Consider the following 21,224-nt stretch of genomic DNA (forward strand, 5'->3'; position numbering starts at 1 on the left):
GGAACTAGAATCATGGGGTATGAAGCAGGCCAATACGATGTGATTGTGATTGGCGCCGGGCATGCCGGTGTTGAGGCTGCCCTCGCATCTGCACGCCAAGGCGCCAAAACGCTTGTCTTGACCATCAACTTAGATATGGTTGCATTTATGCCATGTAATCCGTCTGTCGGCGGCCCTGCAAAAGGGATTGTCGTCCGCGAAATTGACGCGCTCGGCGGAGAAATGGGCAGAAACATCGATAAAACGCACATTCAAATGAGAATGCTGAATACTGGAAAAGGTCCTGCGGTCCGTGCATTGCGTGCCCAAGCAGACAAATTCCAATATCAGCACGAAATGAAAAATACGCTTGAAAAAGAACCAAACTTAACATTGCTGCAAGGAATTGTGGAGCGGTTGATCGTTGAAGACGGCGAATGCCGCGGTGTTATTACACAAACCGGCGCGCATTATCGTGCGAAAGCAGTTGTCATGACGACAGGGACATATTTAAGAGGACGAATCATTCTTGGAGATCTGTCTTACTCAAGCGGTCCGAATAACCAGCAGCCTTCTATTAAGCTTTCTGAGCATTTGGAGGAACTGGGCTTTGACCTTGTTCGTTTTAAAACAGGTACGCCGCCTCGCGTCAAAAGCGACACGATTGATTACAGCAAAACGGAGATTCAGCCTGGTGACGATGTGCCTCGCGCTTTCTCATATGAAACAGTGGAATATATTACAGACCAGCTCCCTTGCTGGCTGACATATACAAGCCCTGAGACACATGAGATTATTGACAGCAACCTGCACCGTTCACCGATGTATTCCGGTATGATCAAAGGGACGGGTCCAAGATACTGCCCGTCTATTGAAGATAAAGTTGTCCGTTTTAATGATAAACCGCGTCACCAGATCTTCCTTGAGCCTGAAGGCAGAAATACGCAGGAAGTCTATGTCCAAGGGTTATCTACAAGTCTTCCAGAAGATGTACAGCAAAGAATGCTTGCGACGATTCCTGGTCTTGAAAACGTGCAAATGATGAGAGCCGGCTATGCGATCGAGTACGATGCGATCGTACCGACACAGCTATGGCCGACGCTTGAAACGAAAAAAATCACAAACCTTTACACTGCAGGCCAAATTAACGGAACTTCCGGTTATGAAGAAGCTGCGGGACAAGGAATTATGGCGGGAATCAATGCAGGACGAAAAGCGCTTGGAAAAGAAGAAGTGATTCTGAGCCGTTCTGACGCCTACATTGGTGTTCTGATTGATGACCTTGTGACAAAAGGAACCAATGAACCATACCGTCTTTTGACATCACGTGCTGAATACAGATTGCTTCTTCGCCATGACAATGCTGATTTGCGTCTGACAGAAATCGGACACCGCATTGGATTGATTTCTGATGAGCGATATGCAGCTTTTGAGAAGAAAAAAGCGGCGATCGAAGCGGAGAAAAAACGTCTGCACTCTGTGATTATCAAGCCTTCTCCGGAGAATCAAGAATATATCCGTTCTCTTGGCGGAAGCGAACTGAAAGATGGAGTTCGCGGCACAGACTTGATGAAACGTCCTGAAATGAACTATGAAACAGTCACAAAACTGGCGCCGCCAGAAGTGCCGGTTCCGCAAGACGTGGCAGAACAAGTAGAAATCCAAGTAAAATATGAAGGATATATTGAAAAATCCCTTCAGCAAGTGGAAAAACTGAAGAAGATGGAAAACAAAAAAATTCCGGATCGAATTGATTATGATGCAATTAAAGGGATCGCGACTGAGGCGCGTCAAAAACTGAAACATGTGCGTCCTTTGTCTGTTGCCCAAGCTTCCCGCATTTCCGGTGTAAACCCGGCGGACATTTCAATTCTATTGGTGTATTTAGAGCAGGGACGCATTGCGAAGATAGCCGAATAGAAAGGATGACGGCATGAATATTGAAGAATTCACTTCTAGTTTGGCGGAAAAAGGGATCTCCCTTTCTCCCCGTCAGCTGGAGCAATTTGAGCTGTATTACGACATGCTGGTTGAATGGAACGAAAAAATCAATCTGACTTCAATTACAGAGAAAAAAGAAGTGTATCTTAAGCATTTTTATGATTCCATTACAGCTGCTTTTTATGTCGACTTCAATCAAGTGAACACGATTTGTGATGTTGGAGCGGGAGCGGGTTTTCCGAGTCTTCCGATTAAAATATGCTTTCCGCACCTCCATGTCACAATCGTGGATTCACTAAATAAACGGATTACGTTTTTAGAAAAGTTGTCTGAAGCATTGCAATTGGAGAATACGACATTCTGCCATGACAGAGCTGAAACATTCGGACAGCGGAAAGACGTACGGGAAAGCTATGATATTGTGACAGCGCGAGCAGTTGCAAGACTATCTGTTTTGAGCGAACTTTGCCTGCCTCTAGTGAAGAAAAACGGGTTATTTGTTGCTTTAAAAGCTGCATCAGCTGAAGAAGAACTGAATGCCGGCAAAAAAGCGATCACGACGCTTGGAGGAGAACTTGAGAATATCCATTCCTTTAAGCTGCCTATTGAAGAAAGCGATCGTAATATTATGGTGATACGCAAGAAAAAAAATACACCTAAGAAGTATCCAAGAAAACCGGGAACTCCTAATAAATCGCCAATCGAAGGGTAATTTAGACAGCCTGATATGACAATACCATCATATTTTCATCAAAATTGGTGGATGTACAGCAGGAAAAACCATGAGAAAATAGAATTATAAAAATGGCAGTTTTTAAAGGTGGTGTAGGTACATGAAGCATTCATTCTCTCGTTTCTTCGGGCTTGGTGAGAAGGAACAGGAACCGGAGATTGCTGAACATGAGACAAACAAAGAAGAGATTCTTGAAATACCGGTAAATGCTATCGTTCCCAACCGTTTTCAGCCACGCACCATTTTCTCAGATGAAAAAATCAAAGAGTTAGCAATGACCATTCATACACACGGCATTATTCAGCCGATTGTTGTCAGGCATACAGAAGAAGAAGGCCAATACGAACTCATTGCAGGTGAAAGACGCTGGAGAGCGGTACAATCGCTCGAGTGGGAAAAGATTCCGGCTATTATTAAGGATTTTTCCGACACGGAAACCGCTTCTGTGGCGTTAATTGAAAACTTGCAGCGGGAAGAACTGTCTTCTATTGAGGAAGCGCATGCCTATGCTCGGCTTCTTGAACTGCATGACTTAACACAGGAAGCACTCGCACAGCGTTTAGGAAAAGGGCAATCTACAATTGCGAATAAGCTGCGGTTATTAAAGCTGCCTCAGCCGGTCCAAGACGCGATTATGGAGAAGAAAATCACTGAGCGTCACGCCAGAGCGCTGATTCCGCTAAAGCAGCCTGAGCTCCAAGTCACACTGCTCACAGAGATTATTGAGAAAAGTTTAAATGTAAAGCAGACGGAAGACCGCGTGGTGAAAATGCTGGAGCAAGGCCAGAGAAAACCAAAGCCTAGACGCAAAGCGTTCAGCAGAGATACAAGAATTGCAATGAACACGATTCGCCAGTCACTATCAATGGTTGAAGACAGCGGTGTAAAATTGAATACGGAAGAAGAAGAATTTGAAGAATATATTCAATTAACGATTCGCATACCAAAATAAAAGCTCTCCTGAAAAGCAGGAGAGCTTTTATTTTTACGGTAAAAGGAAATTAATTACTTTTAGTAAATAATGTTATATTAGAATTTTTTTCTTCAAGCTTGTGGATAAATTCTTCAGTATCTTGCGGAGAAATCACCGCATGTCCCCAGCCTCCCTGATAATATATCGTGATGGCATGACGAGAGCCAATCAGACGAAAACCTGACCACAGCTTCTTTTTTTGAACCACTTTGTCAATTTTTTCGTAAGGAATTTGGTGTTTGATCAGTCCTGCTTTAATGATTAGATGATGTTCTCTCAATACATATTTCAGATCAATAAAGCTCCAAATGATAAGCACATTTAAAAGAGTCAGCAGAGCAAAAATGATCCAGCCTGAAATCCTTGCATTTCCCAGTACAAAAGGAACAATGGCATCTGCTTGTATCAGTAATATGAGGAACACAATCATCAGTGTAACGGGTATATCTCTCTTTGTTTTAAAAACCATATTCTCACCATCCTGTACGTTCTGCACTGTAACTTCTTCTTTTTTTCTTTAAGAAATCCTTTTTTAAGTCAAAAAAACATAGAAGTTGCAGAATTTATAAGAGAAAGCATATGGCATGCTTGAATCTTCAATCATTTCCCTTCTGATTCGGAACAAAATGATGAAAAAAATGAAACGCTTTAATCTTTTTTTGATAGAATAGAATCAAGATAGTACATGTTCATGTGAAAGTAGGTGACATCGTGGGAAAAATCATAGCAATTACGAACCAAAAAGGCGGAGTGGGCAAAACAACGACGTCTGTCAACCTTGGGGCATGCTTAGCTTACATAGGGAAAAGGGTTCTGCTGGTAGATATTGATCCGCAGGGAAATGCGACAAGCGGATTAGGGATTGAAAAAGCCGATGTAGAGCAGTGTGTGTACGACATTTTAGTAGATGATGCAGATGTAATAGATATTATTAAGGCAACGACAGTAGAGAACTTGGACGTGATTCCTGCGACGATTCAGCTTGCCGGAGCTGAAATCGAGCTGGTTCCGACGATTTCAAGAGAAGTAAGACTGAAGAGGGCGCTTGAAGCTGTAAAGCAGAACTATGATTATATTATTATTGATTGTCCGCCGTCATTAGGGCTGCTGACGATTAATGCGCTTACTGCCTCAGATTCCGTTGTGATTCCTGTACAGTGCGAATATTATGCTTTAGAGGGACTCAGCCAGTTATTAAATACAGTACGACTTGTGCAGAAGCATTTGAATACTGATTTAATGATTGAAGGTGTATTGCTGACAATGCTTGATGCCCGGACGAATCTCGGCATTCAAGTCATTGAAGAGGTTAAAAAATATTTTAGGGATAAAGTATATAAGACGGTTATTCCGCGTAACGTCCGTCTGAGCGAGGCACCGAGTCACGGAAAACCCATCATTTTATACGACCCGCGATCAAGAGGTGCGGAAGTATATTTAGATTTAGCAAAGGAAGTGGCTGCGAATGGCTAAAGGCCTTGGAAAAGGGATTAATGCGTTGTTTAATCAGGTCGATTTGTCTGAAGAGACAGTTGAAGAAATTAAAGTTGCCGATTTACGCCCTAATCCTTATCAGCCAAGAAAACACTTTGATGACGAGGCATTAGCTGAACTAAAAGAATCTGTGCTGCAGCATGGCATTCTCCAGCCGCTGATCGTCAGAAAATCATTAAAAGGCTATGATATTGTTGCGGGAGAACGGCGTTTTCGAGCGGCAAAACTGGCGGGTTTAGACACAGTTCCGGCAATTGTCCGTGAATTATCAGAGGCATTAATGAGAGAAATTGCTTTATTGGAAAACCTTCAGCGTGAAGATTTGTCACCGCTTGAAGAGGCTCAGGCCTATGACTCCTTGCTGAAACACTTAGATCTCACACAAGAACAGCTTGCCAAACGTCTTGGGAAAAGCAGACCGCATATTGCGAATCATTTACGATTGCTGACACTGCCAGAAAACATTCAGCAACTTATTGCTGAAGGTACGCTTTCTATGGGACATGGACGCACGCTTCTTGGCCTGAAAAACAAAAATAAGCTTGAGCCACTTGTACAAAAAGTGGTTGCCGAACAGCTCAATGTTCGCCAGCTTGAGCAGCTGATTCAACAGTTAAATCAGAATGTTTCACGTGAAACAAAGAAAAAAGAACCTGTGAAAGACGCGGTTATAAAAGAACGGGAATCCTATCTTCAAAATTATTTTGGAACAACGGTTAATATTAAAAGACAAAAGAAAAAAGGCAAAATCGAAATTGAGTTTTTCTCTAATGAAGATCTTGACCGGATTTTAGAGCTTTTGTCTGAACGAGAATAATAAAGAAACCATCTTTCATGAGAAGATGGTTTTTGTTTTATATTCGCCCAGTGAGCCTATGCAGCGGGTTAAGGCGTTCCTGCCTCCACTCGGTTCGATCTGTTAAACTCAATCCTTCAGCTAGAACATTTGCCATATTCATGACCAAGTGCAGCCTTGTATTTTGCAATACAAAGTATTCCATAAAACCACTCACATTCACAATTCCGTTAATATGAAGATCTCCCACTTCAGGAAGGTCTTTTTGCACACCGGCTCCAGGCTTTAATGGCCCTGCTCCGATTTGAAACGATCCTACACTTTTGACGCGTCCTAAGCATGCATCAACCGCTATAATAAATGGGTTTTTATGTAATTTTTGAATGTCATTGATTTTATCCTTCATGTTCACAGCGTGGACGGGATCAGATAAGGTGCCATAGACATGGAATCTAGTGAGTGGCATTTGTTTGAGTTTCATGCCTACGAGCGGACCTAATGAATCACCGGTTGAACGGTCTGTTCCGATACAAACCACGACAATTGGTTTGCCGGCAGCTTTACGTAAGGATGAAGAAAGGATGGTTTGGATTTGTTTTGCTGCAGCTGCATCTGTATGTGAAACATATTGCTTTACTCGTTCCTGAGAGGAAAAAAGCCCGCCTTTTCGATTCATAGGTTTCACTTCCTTGTTATAGTAGGTAACAGAATTGCTATGGTATGTGTTTAGTTATGTAAGGTTGTTTACAGTATATCCAGCAGTGTGATTTTTTATGCTTTGTGTATGACACCGGATATTTTCAAAAATAGAGGATTGTTATGAGTGGTTAGAGGGTTGATTATAAGTATTGTGTCTCAATGCCTTTATTATGATCAAGCTATGGTCTGCTTATAAAACAGTTGAAAATACATAGATGTCTAGGTAGGGCAATACCGACGAAGTTAACGATTCTGGTTTTCAATCCGTCTGTTATTCCGATCTTGTCATACACATCATATGATTTGCAGCAGCATAGGATATCTGGGTGAAGATGTATACAGAGGTTCTGTCCTTATTTCTGCGGGCAAACTACTATCTCGTTTTAGACTGCATGTACCTGATTTTTTATGTGTATTTCGTATGATAAATTCACCTTGTGGTCATTGTCTATGAAAATATGGCATGTTTGCTTTCAGTTATTTATATAGTAACAATAACGGGAACAAGCTGAACTCTGTGCTATGAGGTGATGATGTTGTGGAGAGCCGGAATGAAGTGGATGCTGCTCATATTAGGGAGCCTGATCGGGGCCGGATATGCGAGCGGTCAGGAAATATGGCAGTTTTTTGGGGTGGAAAGCGGACTTGCTATTGTGCTGTTTACAATCATGTTCATTTTGTCGTCTTATATAGTGATGAAAATCAGTTTTAAGGTTCAATCCACTCATTTTCTGCCGGTTCTGGAACACTTGATGGGACCATGGCTGGCGAAAATTTATGATGTCCTCATCGTTTTTTATTTATTTTCGACGACTATGGTGATGATTGCCGGAGGCGGTGTGACTCTGCAAATGTACAAGCTTCCTTTCTGGTGGGGAATTGCACTGATTTGCATCGTGACAGTGTGTTTGTTTTTCTGGGATGTGAAAGGAATATTATCAGTAAATGGTTTTTTAATACCCGTTTTAGTAGCGGGACTGTTGTATGCGCTGATCTCCTTTCAGAGCACTCATCACCATACGTGGACGATTGATTTGACTCGGCAGTATAACTGGCCTGCAAGCATTACGTTTACCTCTTTAAACATCCTTTCAGTTGTCGCGATTTTATCCTCCGTTGGGAAAGAAATGAAAGGACTCGGAGAAGCGAAAATCGCCAGTGTGGCAAGCGGTCTTATTTTTGGCGTAATCTCCTTTGTTTATAATGAAACGTTAGTGGAGCTGGCAGGCTCCCTTTCTCAATTTGAAATACCGTTGTTTGCCGTTTTGGAGGGTGCGCCTTATCTCCTTTTTTTATGTATGACGGCGGTGCTGTGCCTTGCGATTTACACGACGACGGTAGCTGGTTTGCTGGGGCTGTCCAGCCGGCTGATGGCATTTATTCATATGCCGAGATGGGTGATTGTGTTGATTCTGTTAGTGTTAATGGTGCCTTTTACTTCTTTCGGCTTTTCTGATTTGATCGCGTTCTTGTACCCAATATACGGGATGCTGAATTTATATTTGTTAGTTTGTCTGCTGTTATATCCTATTTTGAGTAAATGGAAATAAGAGGATATCTTTCTTTTCGGATATCTTGATTGCTCTTATGATCAGTTTTTTTGTACAATAGATACAGCAGTTTATGAAAAGAGGTGAAGGGTCTTGGCGGATAAAGACTTTGGCCTGAATGATGTTGTAGAAATGAAAAAACCGCATCCATGCGGAGCGAACAGCTGGAAAATTATACGCATGGGGATGGATATTCGAATTAAGTGTGAGGGATGCTCTCACAGTGTTATGATTCCGAGAAAAGAATTTGAAAGAAAACTAAAAAAAGTACTAATTAAGCATGAGGAGCCTACTTCGTAAAAGGCTGGCACTCATGCTTTTTCATATAGAAGGTAAGGAGAAGACGGCGATGAGCAAAGTGCATCAGTCAGCTTGTCCGCTGAATTGCTGGGACAGCTGCGGCTTTTTGGTGACTGTTGATGACGGAAAGGTAACAAAAGTGGACGGAGATCCGAACCATCCGATTACGGAAGGCAAAATCTGCGGCCGCGGCAGAATGCTTGAGACAAAAACAAACTCGCCTGAGCGGCTTCGCTATCCGATGAAAAAACAAAATGGCGAGTTTGTTCGGATTTCTTGGGAGCAGGCGCTTGATGAAATTGCCGGCAAGCTTAGGGAGATCAAGGAAACGTCAGAGACGACTGCTGTTTTGCACAGCCATGATTATGCGAATAACGGTTTGTTAAAAGCGCTAGATCAGCGTTTTTTTAATGGATATGGCGGCGTGACTGAAATCGTCGGAAGCATATGCTGGGGCTCCGGTATCGAGGCGCAAAGCTGGGATTTCGGCCGTTCGTACGGGCACGGTCCGCTTGATATTTACAACAGCAAACATGTTGTTGTGTGGGGAAGAAATGTATCCAGAACAAACATGCACTTATACCATCACTTGCAGCAGGTAAAGAAAAAGGGCGCCACGATTACGGTGATTGATCCGATCTTCAACCCGACTGCCAAGCTTGCAGACCGCTATATCTCTGTAAAGCCGGGAATGGATGGCTGGCTTGCGGCAGCTGTTTTGAAGGTTCTGATTGAGACAGGAAGAACGGATGAGACGTTTATTTCTAAGCACTCTGTCGGTTTTGATGATGTGAAAGAGCTTTTGAACACTGTTTCCTTAGAAGAGTTTATTGTGAAAACAGAAACTTCTATGGAGGAGCTGGAGTATCTGGCCGGTTTGTATGCTGATGGACCGGTGTCTACTTTTATGGGTCTCGGCATGCAGCGCTATAAAAACGGCGGCGAAACAATTCGCTGGATTGATGCACTCGTTGCGGCGAGCGGAAATGTCGGAATTAAAGGCGGCGGTGCGAATTTTGGGAATGTCCAGATCGGTGAAAGCTTTGCAAAAACGAAGCTGACGCTGCCGGAATTAAAAACAGCATCACGTTCGTTTTCAATGATGACACAGGCTGAAGAGGTGCTGACGGCTGCTGATCCAGCTATTGAGATGATTATCGTGACGTGCGGAAACCCGCTGACCCAGGTGCCGAATACCAATAAAGTAAGACAAGCGTTTGAAAAAGTGCCGATGACGGTAGCGATTGATTCTATCATGACGGATACGGCAAAGCTTTGTGACTATGTTTTGCCGACAGCCACTGTTTTTGAAGAAGAGGATATCTACTATTCCAGCATGTATCATCATTACGTTCAGTACGGAAAGAAGCTTGTGGAGCCGCAGGGTGAAGCGAAGTCGGACAGCTGGATCTGGTCAGAGCTTGCAAAACGCCTCGGATTTGGCGAGCTATTTGAACACAGCACTGAAGAATTTTTGGAGATGGGGCTTTCTTCATTGGAAGCAGAGGATGTGACACTTGAGCAATTGAAAGAAAAAGGCCACCTCCCTCTTCCAGTCAAGCAAGTGCCGTGGGATGATTATCAGTTTTTGACGCCGAGCGGAAAATTTGAATTTACTTCATCATTAGCTGAGGAAAAAGGATTTAGTGGCTTGCTTCAATTAAACGTGCCCGAAGAATCAGTTTTCCATAATGAGGAGTTAGCTGGAAAGTATCCTTATACGCTGTTGTCCATTCACCCGCAGCGTTCTAATCATTCTCAGCATGTACCGTTTATTGAAAAACTTCAGCACATTCAAGTCGATATTTCCCAGGATATAGCAGCTGGGCAGAATCTTCAGGACGGAGATGAGGTTGTCATTTTTAATGACCGCGGGCGCTTGAAGGGCAAGGTGAAGGTGATGAAGCAGGCTCATCCGAAGACGATTAATATAGACGAAGGCATGTGGGCGGCTTTTGGAGGTTCAGTCAATGCACTGACAAATGATACAAATTCTGATAATGGAATGGGAAGCACGCTTTTTGACTGTTTAGTAGGCTTGAAAAAAGCATAATCAAAGGGATTGGCAGGCTGAAAATGCTTTTTTGTCAGCTTGTCTTTTCCAGTGAACCTCCTTATAATTGCTCTAGGTTCAAAATACGTTCATACAATGACGGTTTTATATAGAGGAGATGAAAGAATGGCTTTAACAGCTGGAATTGTTGGTTTGCCAAACGTCGGGAAATCAACACTATTTAACGCAATTACACAGGCAGGTGCCGAATCAGCCAACTACCCGTTCTGTACGATTGATCCGAACGTGGGAATTGTAGAAGTACCTGATGATCGTCTGCAAAAGCTGACTGAGCTGGTCAAACCGAAGAAGACTGTGCCGACTGCTTTTGAATTTACTGATATTGCAGGGATCGTAAAAGGCGCGTCTAAAGGTGAAGGACTCGGTAACAAATTCCTTTCTCACATTCGCCAGGTTGATGCAATTTGCCACGTTGTCCGTGCTTTTTCTGATGACAACATTACACACGTTTCCGGAAAAGTTGATCCGATTGATGACATTGAAACGATCAACCTTGAGCTGATCCTCGCTGATATGGAAACAGTTGAAAAGCGGATTACACGCGTCAGCAAACTTGCGAAGCAAAAAGATAAAGACGCTGTATTTGAGTTTGAGATTCTGTCTAAACTGAAAGAAGCGTTTGAGAGTGAAAAGCCTGCTCGTTCTGTAGAGTTCACTGAAGAGCAGCAAAAACTTGTGAAGCAGCTTCATTTACTGACTTCGAAGCCTATTTTGTACGTGGCCAATGTAAGTGAAGAAGAAGTCGCTGATCCGTCTGGCAATGAAAATGTAGCGAAGATTCGCGAGTACGCTGCCGGCGAAAACGCGGAAGTTATCGTTGTTTGTGCGAAAATCGAATCTGAAATCGCTGAGCTTGAAGGAGATGAAAAGCAAATGTTCCTTGAAGAGCTTGGCATTGAAGAATCAGGACTTGATCAGCTGATCAAAGCGTCTTATTCCCTTCTTGGCCTTGCAACGTATTTCACTGCTGGAGAACAGGAAGTCAGAGCTTGGACATTCAAAAAAGGCATGAAAGCCCCTGAATGTGCAGGAATTATTCATAGTGACTTTGAGCGCGGCTTCATTCGTGCTGAAACTGTTGCATATGAGGATCTACTTGCTGGCGGCGGTATGGCAGGGGCGAAAGAAGCTGGAAAAGTCCGTCTTGAAGGGAAAGAGTACGTAGTTCAAGACGGAGATGTTATTCATTTCCGATTTAATGTATAGGATGCAGTTGTAAAGGGACAAGAGCTTTGGTATAATATAAAATTGTGAGTAATAGAATTATTGCTCCTTGCCCATTACGGGCCGCTTAGTCCAAAAGGAGGTGCAAACAGATGAGAAAGTACGAAGTTATGTACATTATCCGCCCAAACATTGACGATGAGTCTAAAAAAGCAGTTATCGAGCGTTTCAACAACGTTCTAACTTCTAACGGTGCGGAGATCACTGGAACAAAGGATTGGGGTAAACGTCGTCTTGCTTACGAAATCAACGATTTCCGTGACGGTTTCTACCAAATCTTAAACGTTCAAGCTGACGCTGCGGCAGTTCAAGAATTTGACCGTTTAGCTAAGATCAGTGACGATATCATTCGCCACATTGTTGTTAAAGAAGAAGAATAAGCAATTTTGAAATATATAATGGTAAAAGGTGGTCTTTCTTATGCTTAACCGAGTTGTATTAGTCGGAAGACTGACAAAAGACCCAGAGCTTCGTTATACGCCAAACGGTGCGGCTGTTGCTACGTTTACTCTTGCTGTGAATCGTACATTTACGAACCAGTCCGGAGAACGTGAGGCCGATTTCATTAATTGTGTCACTTGGAGAAGACAAGCCGAAAACGTTGCAAATTTCCTGAAAAAAGGAAGCCTTGCAGGCGTAGATGGCCGTTTACAAACAAGAAACTATGAAAACCAGCAAGGACAGCGTGTCTTCGTGACTGAGGTTCAAGCTGAAAGTGTTCAATTTCTTGAGCCGAAAAACGGCGGCGGTTCTGGTTCAGGTGGATACAACGAAGGAAACAGCGGCGGAGGCCAGTACTTTGGCGGAGGCCAAAATGATAATCCATTTGGGGGAAATCAAAACAACCAGAGACGCAATCAGGGGAACAGCTTTAATGATGACCCATTTGCCAACGACGGCAAACCGATTGACATCTCGGATGATGATCTTCCATTCTAATGTGATTATCGCCTAAAATGAAAAAGAAAGGAGGGAAATGACAATGGCAGGAGGACGCAGAGGCGGTCGTGCGAAACGCCGTAAAGTGTGTTATTTCACTTCTAACGGTATCACGCACATCGACTACAAAGATGTAGATCTTCTTAAAAAGTTTGTTTCTGAACGCGGTAAAATTTTACCACGTCGTGTAACTGGAACAAACGCTAAATACCAACGTAAATTGACTGCAGCGATTAAACGCGCTCGTCAAATGGCTTTACTTCCGTACGTAAGCGGTGAGTAAGCTGATACGTAAAGAGCAAGGACCTTTGGGTTCTTGCTCTTTTTTATAGGGGGATGAAACATGAAACTGATTTCTTGGAATGTAAACGGCCTGCGGGCTGTCATGAGAAAGATGGATTTCCTTTCTTATCTGAAGGAAGAGGATGCAGATATTATATGTCTTCAGGAAACGAAGATACAGGACGGCCAGGTTGATCTTCAGCCCGAAGGCTATCATGTGTATTGGAATTATGCAGTGAAAAAAGGATATTCCGGCACGGCTGTTTTCTCAAAACAAGAGCCGCTGCGTGTCATGTACGGTATTGGGATAGAAGAACATGACCAAGAAGGCAGAGTGATTACGCTGGAATTTGAAAACATGTTTGTGATGACTGTTTACACGCCCAATTCCAAAAGAGGATTGGAGCGGATCGATTACCGGATGCAATGGGAAGAAGCTTTATTATCTTATATTCTTGAATTGGATAAGAAAAAACCGGTCATTTTATGCGGCGATTTGAATGTAGCTCATCAGGAGATCGATTTGAAAAATCCAAAGGCGAACCGAAATAACGCTGGATTTTCTGTTCAAGAGAGAAGGGCATTCACTCGTTTCTTAGAAGCTGGCTTTATTGACTCATTCCGTCACGTCTATCCTGATCTTGAAGGCGCTTATTCCTGGTGGTCGTATCGTGCCGGGGCCCGTGACAGAAATATCGGATGGCGCATCGATTATTTTATTGTTTCCGACAGGCTTAAGGAACAGATTGAGGATGCCAGCATATCTTCGGATGTCATGGGTTCCGACCATTGTCCTGTTGAACTTATGATCAATATATGATGAGATAGCAGTAAGGAATTTACACTTACTGCTTTTTTTATATGAAAAAGGAGAAAGAGATGGCAAACATAAAAGAGATTGCAAGACTGGCAAATGTATCTGTTTCGACTGTTTCGCGTGTATTAAATCATCATCCATATGTGTCTGAGGAAAAGAGAAAGCTTGTTCATCAAGTCATGAAAGAATTAGATTACACACCAAATCGAACCGCAATCGATCTCATTCGCGGGAAAACCCATACAGTCGGTGTGATTCTGCCTTATAGCGATCATCCCTGCTTTGATAAAATCATAAACGGGATCACCAAGGCGGCTTTTCAGCATGAGTATGCAACGACCCTCCTCCCCACCAATTATAACCCCGCTATTGAAATCAAATATCTAGAGCTGTTAAGAACGAAGAAATTAGACGGTCTCATTATTACATCCCGTGCCAATGACTGGGACAGCATTATCGCTTATCAGGAGTATGGGCCGATCATCGCATGTGAGGATACCGGAGACATTGATGTCCCATGTGCGTACAACGACAGAAAAGCTGCTTATGCAGATAGTTTCCGCTATCTAAAGAACCGCGGACATGAGAATATCGCTTTTACGTGCGTCAGAGAAGCCGACAGGAGTCCGAGCACGGCTGATAAGGCAGCGGCCTATAAAGCCGTCTGTGGGAGGTTGGAAGACCGTCATATGCTGTCTGGTTGCAATGATATGAATGACGGTGAGCGGGCAGCTGAGCACTTTTATATGAGCGGGCAGGTTCCGACTGCTATTTATGCAAATAGTGATGAAGTGGCAGCTGGAATTCATGTATTTGCCCAAAAGAATAAGTGGGATGTTGAAATCATTGGTGAGGGGAATTCTTCTATCAGCCGTGTTCTCGGTTTTCCATCGCTTGATTTGAATCTTGAGCAGCTCGGCATCGCAGCATTTTCCCTATTTTTGCAGGATGAACCCATTGATATCAAAATTCAGCATCAATTCGAGAAAAAAGCTTGAACTGAAATGCATTTCATACTTTATAACTTCATTGAAGGTGAAGGAGGAGGAAGAAATGCGGATTGAACATACAGCGATCTGGGTCAAAGATTTAGAGCGAATGAAGGCTTTTTATGAAACGTATTTTAATGGCAATGCGAATGATTTGTATCATAATGAGAAAAAAGATTTTAAGTCTTATTTTATTACGTTTGATTCCGGAGCAAGGCTGGAAATTATGAAAAAAGGAAATGTGACTGATCCGCCTTCACAAACGATGACAGGCTGGGCCCATATTGCCTTTTCCGTTGGAAGCCGGGAGAAGGTAGATGAACTGACTGCTCGATTGAAAAAGGATGGTTTCGCAGTAGTACACGGCCCTCGGACAACAGGGGACGGCTACTATGAAAGTGTGATTGAAGATGATGAAGGAAATTTGATTGAGATTACAATCTGACATCTGGAGTGACTTGAATGACAGAAAAAGAAAAAATGGCAGCCGGAGAATTATATAATCCGGAAGATCAACAACTACTCCTAGAACGCAAACATGCGAGACAGCTGATTAGACAATATAACGAAACACCAGAAGATGATGCAGTGCGGACGGGGCTTTTGACAGAGCTGCTCGGTTCTGTTGGTGACCAAGTCACGATTTTGCCGACTTTTCGCTGTGATTATGGCTGTCACATTCATATTGGAGACCATACATTTGTTAATTTTGATTGTGTCATTTTAGACGTGTGTGAGGTGCGTGTCGGACGTCACTGTTTGATTGCGCCAGGGGTACATATCTACACGGCCGGTCATCCTCTTGATCCGATTGATAGAAAGTCCGGGCTGGAGTTCGGTAAGCCTGTGACAATTGGAGATCATGTTTGGATCGGAGGCCGGGCAGTGATTAACCCAGGAGTGACGATCGGCGATAACGCGGTGATTGCATCGGGGTCTGTTGTGACTAAGGATGTGCCTGCTAATACCGTTGTAGGCGGAAATCCGGCGAGGATGTTGAAGGAATTGTAATGTGATCAGTGCGGCAGATCCGCACTGACTTTTTTTAAATCTGTTTCGCATTGGTGTTAGGGCCGAAGCAGATTAATAGCACGGAGCATGCGAGCCAGCAGCCGCCGATAAATAAAAAGACGCTGACATAGCCGAGCTGAACGGCGATAAATCCGACGAGCAATGAGCCGAAAATGTTTGAAAAGCGGCCGAGGCCATATGCTAAACCACTGCCTGACGAGCGGTATTCAGTCGGATAAGGTTCAGACGTATAAGCGTATAAGTTCGAGGTGAATACCCTTTCTGTGATATTCACGATAAAACCAAACACAATGATCATGATCGGAATAAAAGTCATGCCATATAAGAGTCCGGCAATAGCCGTCAGAAACGCGCTGGCAGCTAGGATCCATTTTCTCTGGAATGTTTCAGAAATCATTGAACCTAGTAATGCGCCAAGCGGAGCGCCGACGGAGTGTAATACGTTATACCACAATGTATTTTCCATGGAGACTCCATTGCTTTTTAACAGGCTGGGAACCCATGAGGCAAATCCGTAAAATCCAAACGTTTCAAAAATCCATACAGCAGATAACACGATGGTGATTTTGAGGTTTCTTCCTTTCAATAGCCCTGCGTAACCTGCATGCTGCTGAACGGTTCCGCTTGTTTTGGGCTGAGCTGGTGCCGGAAGCGGGCCTTTCTCTTGTTCAACCTGCGCCTCAATTCTGTTGAGGATCGCATCTGCTTTCGCGTATTCACCGCGATTTTCGTGCCAGCGGGGTGACTCTTCGAGACGGCGGATAAAGAAAAAATAAATAAGGCCGACGGCACCCCATACAAATACAAGCCTCCATCCCCATGAACCGAGCGGAATGACAAAGGCAGACACAATATTGGTGATCGGAACGCCGATCAATCCAATCATGGCACAGAAAGAAATATATTTCCCGCGGACACTGGAAGGGAAAAATTCCGCCAAATAGCTATTGGTAATGACCATGGCTGCTGCGACACCAAATCCGGTAAGAAAACGGAATGCCATTAAAGACGGGATGTCCCATGCCGTGGCATTGCATAGCGATGCGATTGAGAAAACAAAAACAAATAGATTTAAGGCTTTTTTTCGGCCGATTCGATCGGACAGCCTTCCACCAAGTGATGCGCCTAAAAACATGCCTAAAAACGAAGCTGCCGTTACATTGGCAATGGTTGAAAGCGGGATGCCCCAATGCTCGATCAGTGCCGGCGCTACATTGCTGAGGGTAAATAAATCTGCAAGATCGAAGAAATAAACAATGCCGAGAGCGGTTAATACTTGGAAGTGAACGCGAGAAATCGGAAGGCGGTCTAAACGATTCGCTGCGTTTGAGAAAGGATGTGTGTTCTTCTGTTTGAAGATCGTATTCATAAAAAACCCCCTTTTGAGTAGTAAGAAAAGACTGAAAACTCCCCTCTTGGGAATATTATAAGTATCTTGATTCATTGGCGACAGAGTTCAAATCACTAGATGGAAGAACTAAATTCACACTTTTTTTCTTAAAAGATTTCCAAAACAGTAGATTCGCAGACCAATTTATGCAAATATATAGTAATATTCTCATTGAAAGGAAGAGACATAGAAGGAATGAATTCATTTATCCGTCCTATAGAAGGAAACAATACGTTGTGGAGATATTTTTTCGCCTTTTTGGTGATGGTAGGTTTATATGTATTTGGGAATATTGCTTACCTTTTCGCTATACTGTTCACGGTTATTGTGAATCCCGATATCACGTTTGATTTAGACGAAGCTGTGCTGAGTGATCCTCTCGTAGATCTTTATTTGTCTCATGTCATTTATTTATTTGCGATTCCAGGAGTATGGCTGGCTGTCCGCTTTATTCTGAAACGGCCATTTCGAACGGTCATTACGCCAAATGCAAAGATCAATTGGCGGAGAATTTTCTTTGGCTTTATTGCTTATTTCCTGCTGATGATCGCCGTACAATTGATTGATTTTGCGATTCATCCTGGCAGCTATTCAATGCAAGATGTTGATGCTTCACGGTTTATATGGCTGCTAGCGGCGGCCCTCATTTTGGTTCCGTTTCAAACATCAGCGGAAGAACTGTTTTTCAGGGGATTTTTGCTCCAAGCTTTCGGGAGAATAACGAAAAATCCACTTATCTTGACATTGATTGTCGGAGGCTTGTTTGGCGTATTGCATTTCGCGAATCCAGAAATGAACAATGGCGCTGTCTGGGCAGGTATTGAGTACTTAACATTTGGTTTTGTGTGGACCTATTACACGATTAAAACGGGCAGTATTGAAATATCACTTGGCGCCCACGCCGCGAATAATATGTTTTTGTGTATGTTTATCACAGAAAAAAACAGTGTGTATGGAGGAATTCCGTCCTTATTTACAGTTACGCGGGGGAACCCGATGTGGGAGGCTTTATTTACGATAGCGGTCAATCTTGTTTTTGCGGGAATTGCTTTATGGTACCATAAGAAATCAAAAAGTAAGCAGCAAGGGTCTTAACCCCTGCTGCTTATTAACGTTTGGATGGCTTCATCGATATTTGTTGTCGGCTGCTGGCAGGCGAAGTTTTCGCAAATATACACGGTTGTTTTGCCTTCTATGATGCGGTAATCCGCTGCGAATGGTGCTATGTCTTTGCATTGATCAGGATGCTCTGCTACCAGAAAGGAGTCATTGGGCTTAAAGGCTTTTTGAAGCGCAGTTATCAAATGTTTTCTGTCTGGATCGTCTGGGCTGCCAAAAATAACGATTTCTTTTTTAGGCGTTACATGCTTTAACACACTTTGCATAAAGAAAGCATGGCCGCTCGGATACGCATCAATATCCGGCTTGAATACAGAAAACATCGTTTCTGCTTTTTCAATCAGTGATAAGTCCCCTGTGACTTGTCCGAGGCGCAGCAGCTGAACGGCTGCCACGCTGTTTCCGGAAGGCACGGCGCCGTCGTACACTTCTTTTTCCCGGACGATTAAGGCTTCTGCATCGTGACCGGTGAAATAGAATCCGCCATGCTCTTCATCCCAAAATAAGCCGATCATATCGTCTGTCAGCTTCTTCGCTTTTTCTAAATAAGCAAGATCAAACGAAGCTTCATAGAGATCCAAATAAGCCCATAGGAGAAAAGCGTAATCGTCGATGAAGCCTTTGTTTTTCACTTCGCCGTCACGATATCGGACCATCACACGGCCGTCGATGATTAATTTGTTTTCAATAAATGTGATGGCATCTTCCGCTAAGCTGAGATATTTCGGGTCCTGGTATACCTTTGCCGCTTTGGCGAGACCCGCGATCATCAACGCGTTCCATGAGGTCAGCACTTTATCATCGATGTGCGGATAGGTTCTTTCTTCGCGTGTTTTCAAGAGCTGTTGTCTTGCGTCCTCGAGCTTGAGGCTGAGCTCTTCCTCGGTTAACCCGGCATCCGCTTTGATTTGTTCACGCTTTGTGTGAATGAGATTCGGAATATTTTTGCCTTCAAAATTCCCTTTTTCTGTGATGTCATACACTTGGCAATACAGCGTTCCGAGATCGTCTCCGAGCGTTTTCAGGATATCTTCCTTTGACCACACGTAGTATTTTCCTTCTTCTCCTTCAGTGTCCGCGTCTAAAGCGGAGAAAAAGCTTCCGTCTTCATGAGTCATTTCCCGCTGAATGAATGTAATGATCTGCTCACAAATCTCTTGATACCGGCTGTTTTGCGTGACCTGATAGGCTTCTGTATAAGCGGTCAGCAGCAGCGCATTGTCGTACAGCATTTTTTCAAAGTGGGGAACGAGCCACTCGTCATCGGTCGAGTAACGGGCGAATCCATAGCCGATATGATCGTAAATGCCGCCATTCGCCATGCTGTCCAGCGTTTTCGTGACGTTGTATAAAGCGTTCTCCTGCCCCGTATTGTGGTGATAACGAAGCAAATACATCAGCATATGGGGCATCGGAAATTTTGGAGCCTGTCCGAAGCCGCCGTAGATCGTATCAAACCCGTTGGCAAGCTGCTGGAATGTCCGGTGAATTGCTGACTCGCTAAGGCCTTCGCCTGATTTTGCGGCTGTTTTGGTCTGCAAATGTTTAGCGGCGTTCTCGGCAATATCCTCGACATGCTCGCGGTCGTTCGCAAACGTCTCAGATAGATGCTCAAGGACATCAACGAAACCGGGACGATTGAATTTACTCGTCTTTGGAAAATATGTACCCGCATAAAACGGCTTCTGATCAGGCGTGATAAACACATTCAAAGGCCAGCCGCCCTGCCCGGTCATCAACTGGCAGATTCTCATATAAACAGAATCCACATCCGGCCGCTCTTCCCGGTCGACTTTAATCGCCACAAACCGTTCATTGAGAAGACGTGCAATTTCTTCGTCCTCAAAGCTTTCGTGGGCCATGACATGGCACCAATGGCAAGTCGAATAACCGATGCTGACCAGAACCGGCTTGTTTTCGCGTTTTGCTTTTTCGAAGGCTTCTTCTCCCCAAGGGAACCAATTCACAGGGTTATGAGCATGTTGAAGTAAATATGGAGACTTCTCAGCGATTAATCTATTGGGTTTATTGTTAGTTGGCATGGGATCACCTTCTTTCATAAAACAAATGATCATTTCGAATTTATTTTTCCATAATATAATGGATTTTATTCTTTTATGATTTTGTGAGAGGCTTCATTAAGTATATAAGAGGAATTCTTATAAACAATTATATCCTTTCGGGTAAATGATGTTTATACATCTCGATGGCATTTTTATGTTCTTTTAAAACTGCAATTGTTTTTGGATGTGGTCTTACATAAATCAAAGGATAGTCGATTTCATCAAATTCTTGTCGAATTGGGAATGCTAATCTCTCTTTATCAAGTGAAAATTGAGCATCAATTCCTATTTTATTACCGCGAGAATCTAATCGAATCCATTTATTAAGTGAATGAAAAAATACAGCATTTAATGCGTGAATACAATATCCTTTATCTGGCGTATTAAACAACATTAAACGCTGATAACAAAAGCCTGTCGGTATTCCTTCTGAGCGCAATAAGGCAGCTAATAGGTTTGACTTTGCATAGCAAATTCCCTCTTTAAAGGTTAATACTTCTGAAGCATTACAAGTTACTCGTTTTGATTGAGCATCCCAAGTATGGGAAATTTCATCTCGAGCAAATTCATAGGCTATTTTTACTTTTTCGATTTCTGTCTGCAAAGGATTGAAAAGTTCATTTGATTTTGCTCGAATAATAGGATTAGAATAATCAACCTCAGCTAGTTCACATAGATAATCATCCAATTTTTTGGATTCGCAAGTCAAATTCATTACGATCACTCCCTCCTCTCTATATTTTAACGAATGATAATACAATCTAGAACATGATTGTGAATATATTAAGAAAGGTAACAACTAAGATTGTAATACGCATATTGGTAGAGTG

At 43.2% G+C, this 21,224-nt stretch carries 22 protein-coding genes; 17 read left to right on the plus strand and 5 right to left on the minus strand.

Features of this window, described 5'->3' with window-relative positions:
- The first annotated feature begins 12 nt into the window (after positions 1–12).
- The 3 genes from mnmG to noc all read left to right on the plus strand — a co-directional run bounded on the left by mnmG (position 13) and on the right by noc (position 3,605).
- Positions 13–1,899, plus strand: a complete 1,887-nt coding sequence (gene mnmG, locus AC4CV5_RS00070; protein ID WP_166846101.1) for a tRNA uridine-5-carboxymethylaminomethyl(34) synthesis enzyme MnmG — start codon at positions 13–15, stop codon at positions 1,897–1,899.
- A 13-nt stretch (positions 1,900–1,912) separates the two neighbouring features.
- Entirely contained in the window at positions 1,913–2,632 is a 720-nt protein-coding gene (rsmG, locus tag AC4CV5_RS00075) for a 16S rRNA (guanine(527)-N(7))-methyltransferase RsmG (RefSeq protein ID WP_100275172.1), read from the plus strand.
- A 121-nt stretch (positions 2,633–2,753) separates the two neighbouring features.
- Positions 2,754–3,605 carry a nucleoid occlusion protein gene (noc, locus tag AC4CV5_RS00080; RefSeq protein WP_003219249.1) on the plus strand — a complete coding sequence of 284 codons (852 nt, stop codon included), beginning with the start codon at positions 2,754–2,756 and terminating at the stop codon, positions 3,603–3,605.
- A 49-nt stretch (positions 3,606–3,654) separates the two neighbouring features.
- Here the strand turns inward: noc and AC4CV5_RS00085 are convergent, their stop codons facing one another.
- Positions 3,655–4,095: a PH domain-containing protein gene (locus AC4CV5_RS00085; protein WP_166846104.1), complete on the minus strand. Its 441-nt coding sequence runs from the start codon at positions 4,093–4,095 to the stop codon at positions 3,655–3,657.
- A 242-nt stretch (positions 4,096–4,337) separates the two neighbouring features.
- On the opposite strand from AC4CV5_RS00085, the gene soj reads away from it, so the two are divergent.
- Entirely contained in the window at positions 4,338–5,099 is a 762-nt protein-coding gene (soj, locus tag AC4CV5_RS00090; protein ID WP_003219244.1) for a sporulation initiation inhibitor protein Soj, read from the plus strand.
- A complete protein-coding gene (spo0J, locus tag AC4CV5_RS00095; protein WP_166846108.1) occupies positions 5,092–5,937 on the plus strand; it encodes a stage 0 sporulation protein Spo0J in 846 nt (281 codons plus the stop codon). Before soj ends, spo0J begins: the two co-directional genes overlap by 8 nt.
- 37 nt (positions 5,938–5,974) lie before the next feature.
- On the opposite strand, the gene yyaC is transcribed toward spo0J, so the two are convergent.
- Positions 5,975–6,592, minus strand: coding sequence for a spore protease YyaC (gene yyaC / locus AC4CV5_RS00100; protein WP_166846111.1), 618 nt, complete (start codon positions 6,590–6,592; stop codon positions 5,975–5,977).
- Between the two features lie 556 nt (positions 6,593–7,148).
- On the opposite strand from yyaC, the gene AC4CV5_RS00105 reads away from it, so the two are divergent.
- From AC4CV5_RS00105 to AC4CV5_RS00155, 11 genes are all read left to right on the plus strand, one after another.
- Positions 7,149–8,165 carry a YkvI family membrane protein gene (locus tag AC4CV5_RS00105; RefSeq protein WP_166854558.1) on the plus strand — a complete coding sequence of 339 codons (1,017 nt, stop codon included), beginning with the start codon at positions 7,149–7,151 and terminating at the stop codon, positions 8,163–8,165.
- Positions 8,166–8,258: 93 nt separating this feature from the next.
- Positions 8,259–8,465 carry a DUF951 domain-containing protein gene (locus AC4CV5_RS00110; protein ID WP_166846114.1) on the plus strand — a complete coding sequence of 69 codons (207 nt, stop codon included), beginning with the start codon at positions 8,259–8,261 and terminating at the stop codon, positions 8,463–8,465.
- 49 nt (positions 8,466–8,514) lie between these two features.
- Complete coding sequence (locus AC4CV5_RS00115) at positions 8,515–10,518, plus strand: molybdopterin-dependent oxidoreductase (protein ID WP_166846119.1); 2,004 nt, start codon at positions 8,515–8,517, stop codon at positions 10,516–10,518.
- Positions 10,519–10,644: 126 nt separating this feature from the next.
- Positions 10,645–11,745, plus strand: a complete 1,101-nt coding sequence (ychF, locus tag AC4CV5_RS00120; RefSeq protein ID WP_166846122.1) for a redox-regulated ATPase YchF — start codon at positions 10,645–10,647, stop codon at positions 11,743–11,745.
- Between the two features lie 110 nt (positions 11,746–11,855).
- The gene (gene rpsF / locus AC4CV5_RS00125; RefSeq protein WP_014115888.1) at positions 11,856–12,143 is read left to right on the plus strand and encodes a 30S ribosomal protein S6; all 288 of its coding nucleotides are present in this window, start codon (positions 11,856–11,858) and stop codon (positions 12,141–12,143) included.
- 40 nt (positions 12,144–12,183) lie between these two features.
- Positions 12,184–12,702: a single-stranded DNA-binding protein SsbA gene (gene ssbA, locus AC4CV5_RS00130; protein WP_003219228.1), complete on the plus strand. Its 519-nt coding sequence runs from the start codon at positions 12,184–12,186 to the stop codon at positions 12,700–12,702.
- Positions 12,703–12,745: 43 nt separating this feature from the next.
- On the plus strand, positions 12,746–12,985 hold the full coding sequence (gene rpsR / locus AC4CV5_RS00135) for a 30S ribosomal protein S18 (RefSeq protein WP_003219224.1): 240 nt from the start codon (positions 12,746–12,748) through the stop codon (positions 12,983–12,985).
- 60 nt (positions 12,986–13,045) lie between these two features.
- Complete coding sequence (xth, locus tag AC4CV5_RS00140) at positions 13,046–13,804, plus strand: exodeoxyribonuclease III (protein ID WP_490921843.1); 759 nt, start codon at positions 13,046–13,048, stop codon at positions 13,802–13,804.
- A 59-nt stretch (positions 13,805–13,863) separates the two neighbouring features.
- Complete coding sequence (ccpB, locus tag AC4CV5_RS00145; protein ID WP_490921844.1) at positions 13,864–14,799, plus strand: transcriptional regulator CcpB; 936 nt, start codon at positions 13,864–13,866, stop codon at positions 14,797–14,799.
- Positions 14,800–14,854: 55 nt separating this feature from the next.
- Complete coding sequence (locus AC4CV5_RS00150; RefSeq protein WP_490921845.1) at positions 14,855–15,235, plus strand: VOC family protein; 381 nt, start codon at positions 14,855–14,857, stop codon at positions 15,233–15,235.
- 17 nt (positions 15,236–15,252) lie between these two features.
- Complete coding sequence (locus AC4CV5_RS00155; protein ID WP_222142434.1) at positions 15,253–15,801, plus strand: sugar O-acetyltransferase; 549 nt, start codon at positions 15,253–15,255, stop codon at positions 15,799–15,801.
- 34 nt (positions 15,802–15,835) lie between these two features.
- Here AC4CV5_RS00155 and AC4CV5_RS00160 read toward each other — a convergent pair whose 3' ends face one another.
- A complete protein-coding gene (locus AC4CV5_RS00160; protein ID WP_166846137.1) occupies positions 15,836–17,191 on the minus strand; it encodes an MFS transporter in 1,356 nt (451 codons plus the stop codon).
- A gap of 216 nt (positions 17,192–17,407) precedes the next feature.
- On the opposite strand from AC4CV5_RS00160, the gene AC4CV5_RS00165 reads away from it, so the two are divergent.
- Positions 17,408–18,307, plus strand: a complete 900-nt coding sequence (locus tag AC4CV5_RS00165) for a CPBP family intramembrane glutamic endopeptidase (protein ID WP_490921846.1) — start codon at positions 17,408–17,410, stop codon at positions 18,305–18,307.
- Here AC4CV5_RS00165 and AC4CV5_RS00170 read toward each other — a convergent pair.
- Together AC4CV5_RS00170 and AC4CV5_RS00175 are read right to left on the minus strand one after the other, a co-directional pair.
- Positions 18,304–20,373, minus strand: coding sequence for a thioredoxin domain-containing protein (locus AC4CV5_RS00170; protein WP_490921847.1), 2,070 nt, complete (start codon positions 20,371–20,373; stop codon positions 18,304–18,306). The genes AC4CV5_RS00165 and AC4CV5_RS00170 overlap by 4 nt on opposite strands.
- Positions 20,374–20,500: 127 nt before the next feature.
- A complete protein-coding gene (locus AC4CV5_RS00175; protein WP_490921848.1) occupies positions 20,501–21,109 on the minus strand; it encodes a transglutaminase-like domain-containing protein in 609 nt (202 codons plus the stop codon).
- Positions 21,110–21,224 lie beyond the last annotated feature (115 nt).

Source organism: Bacillus sp. NS1, assembly GCF_058248265.1.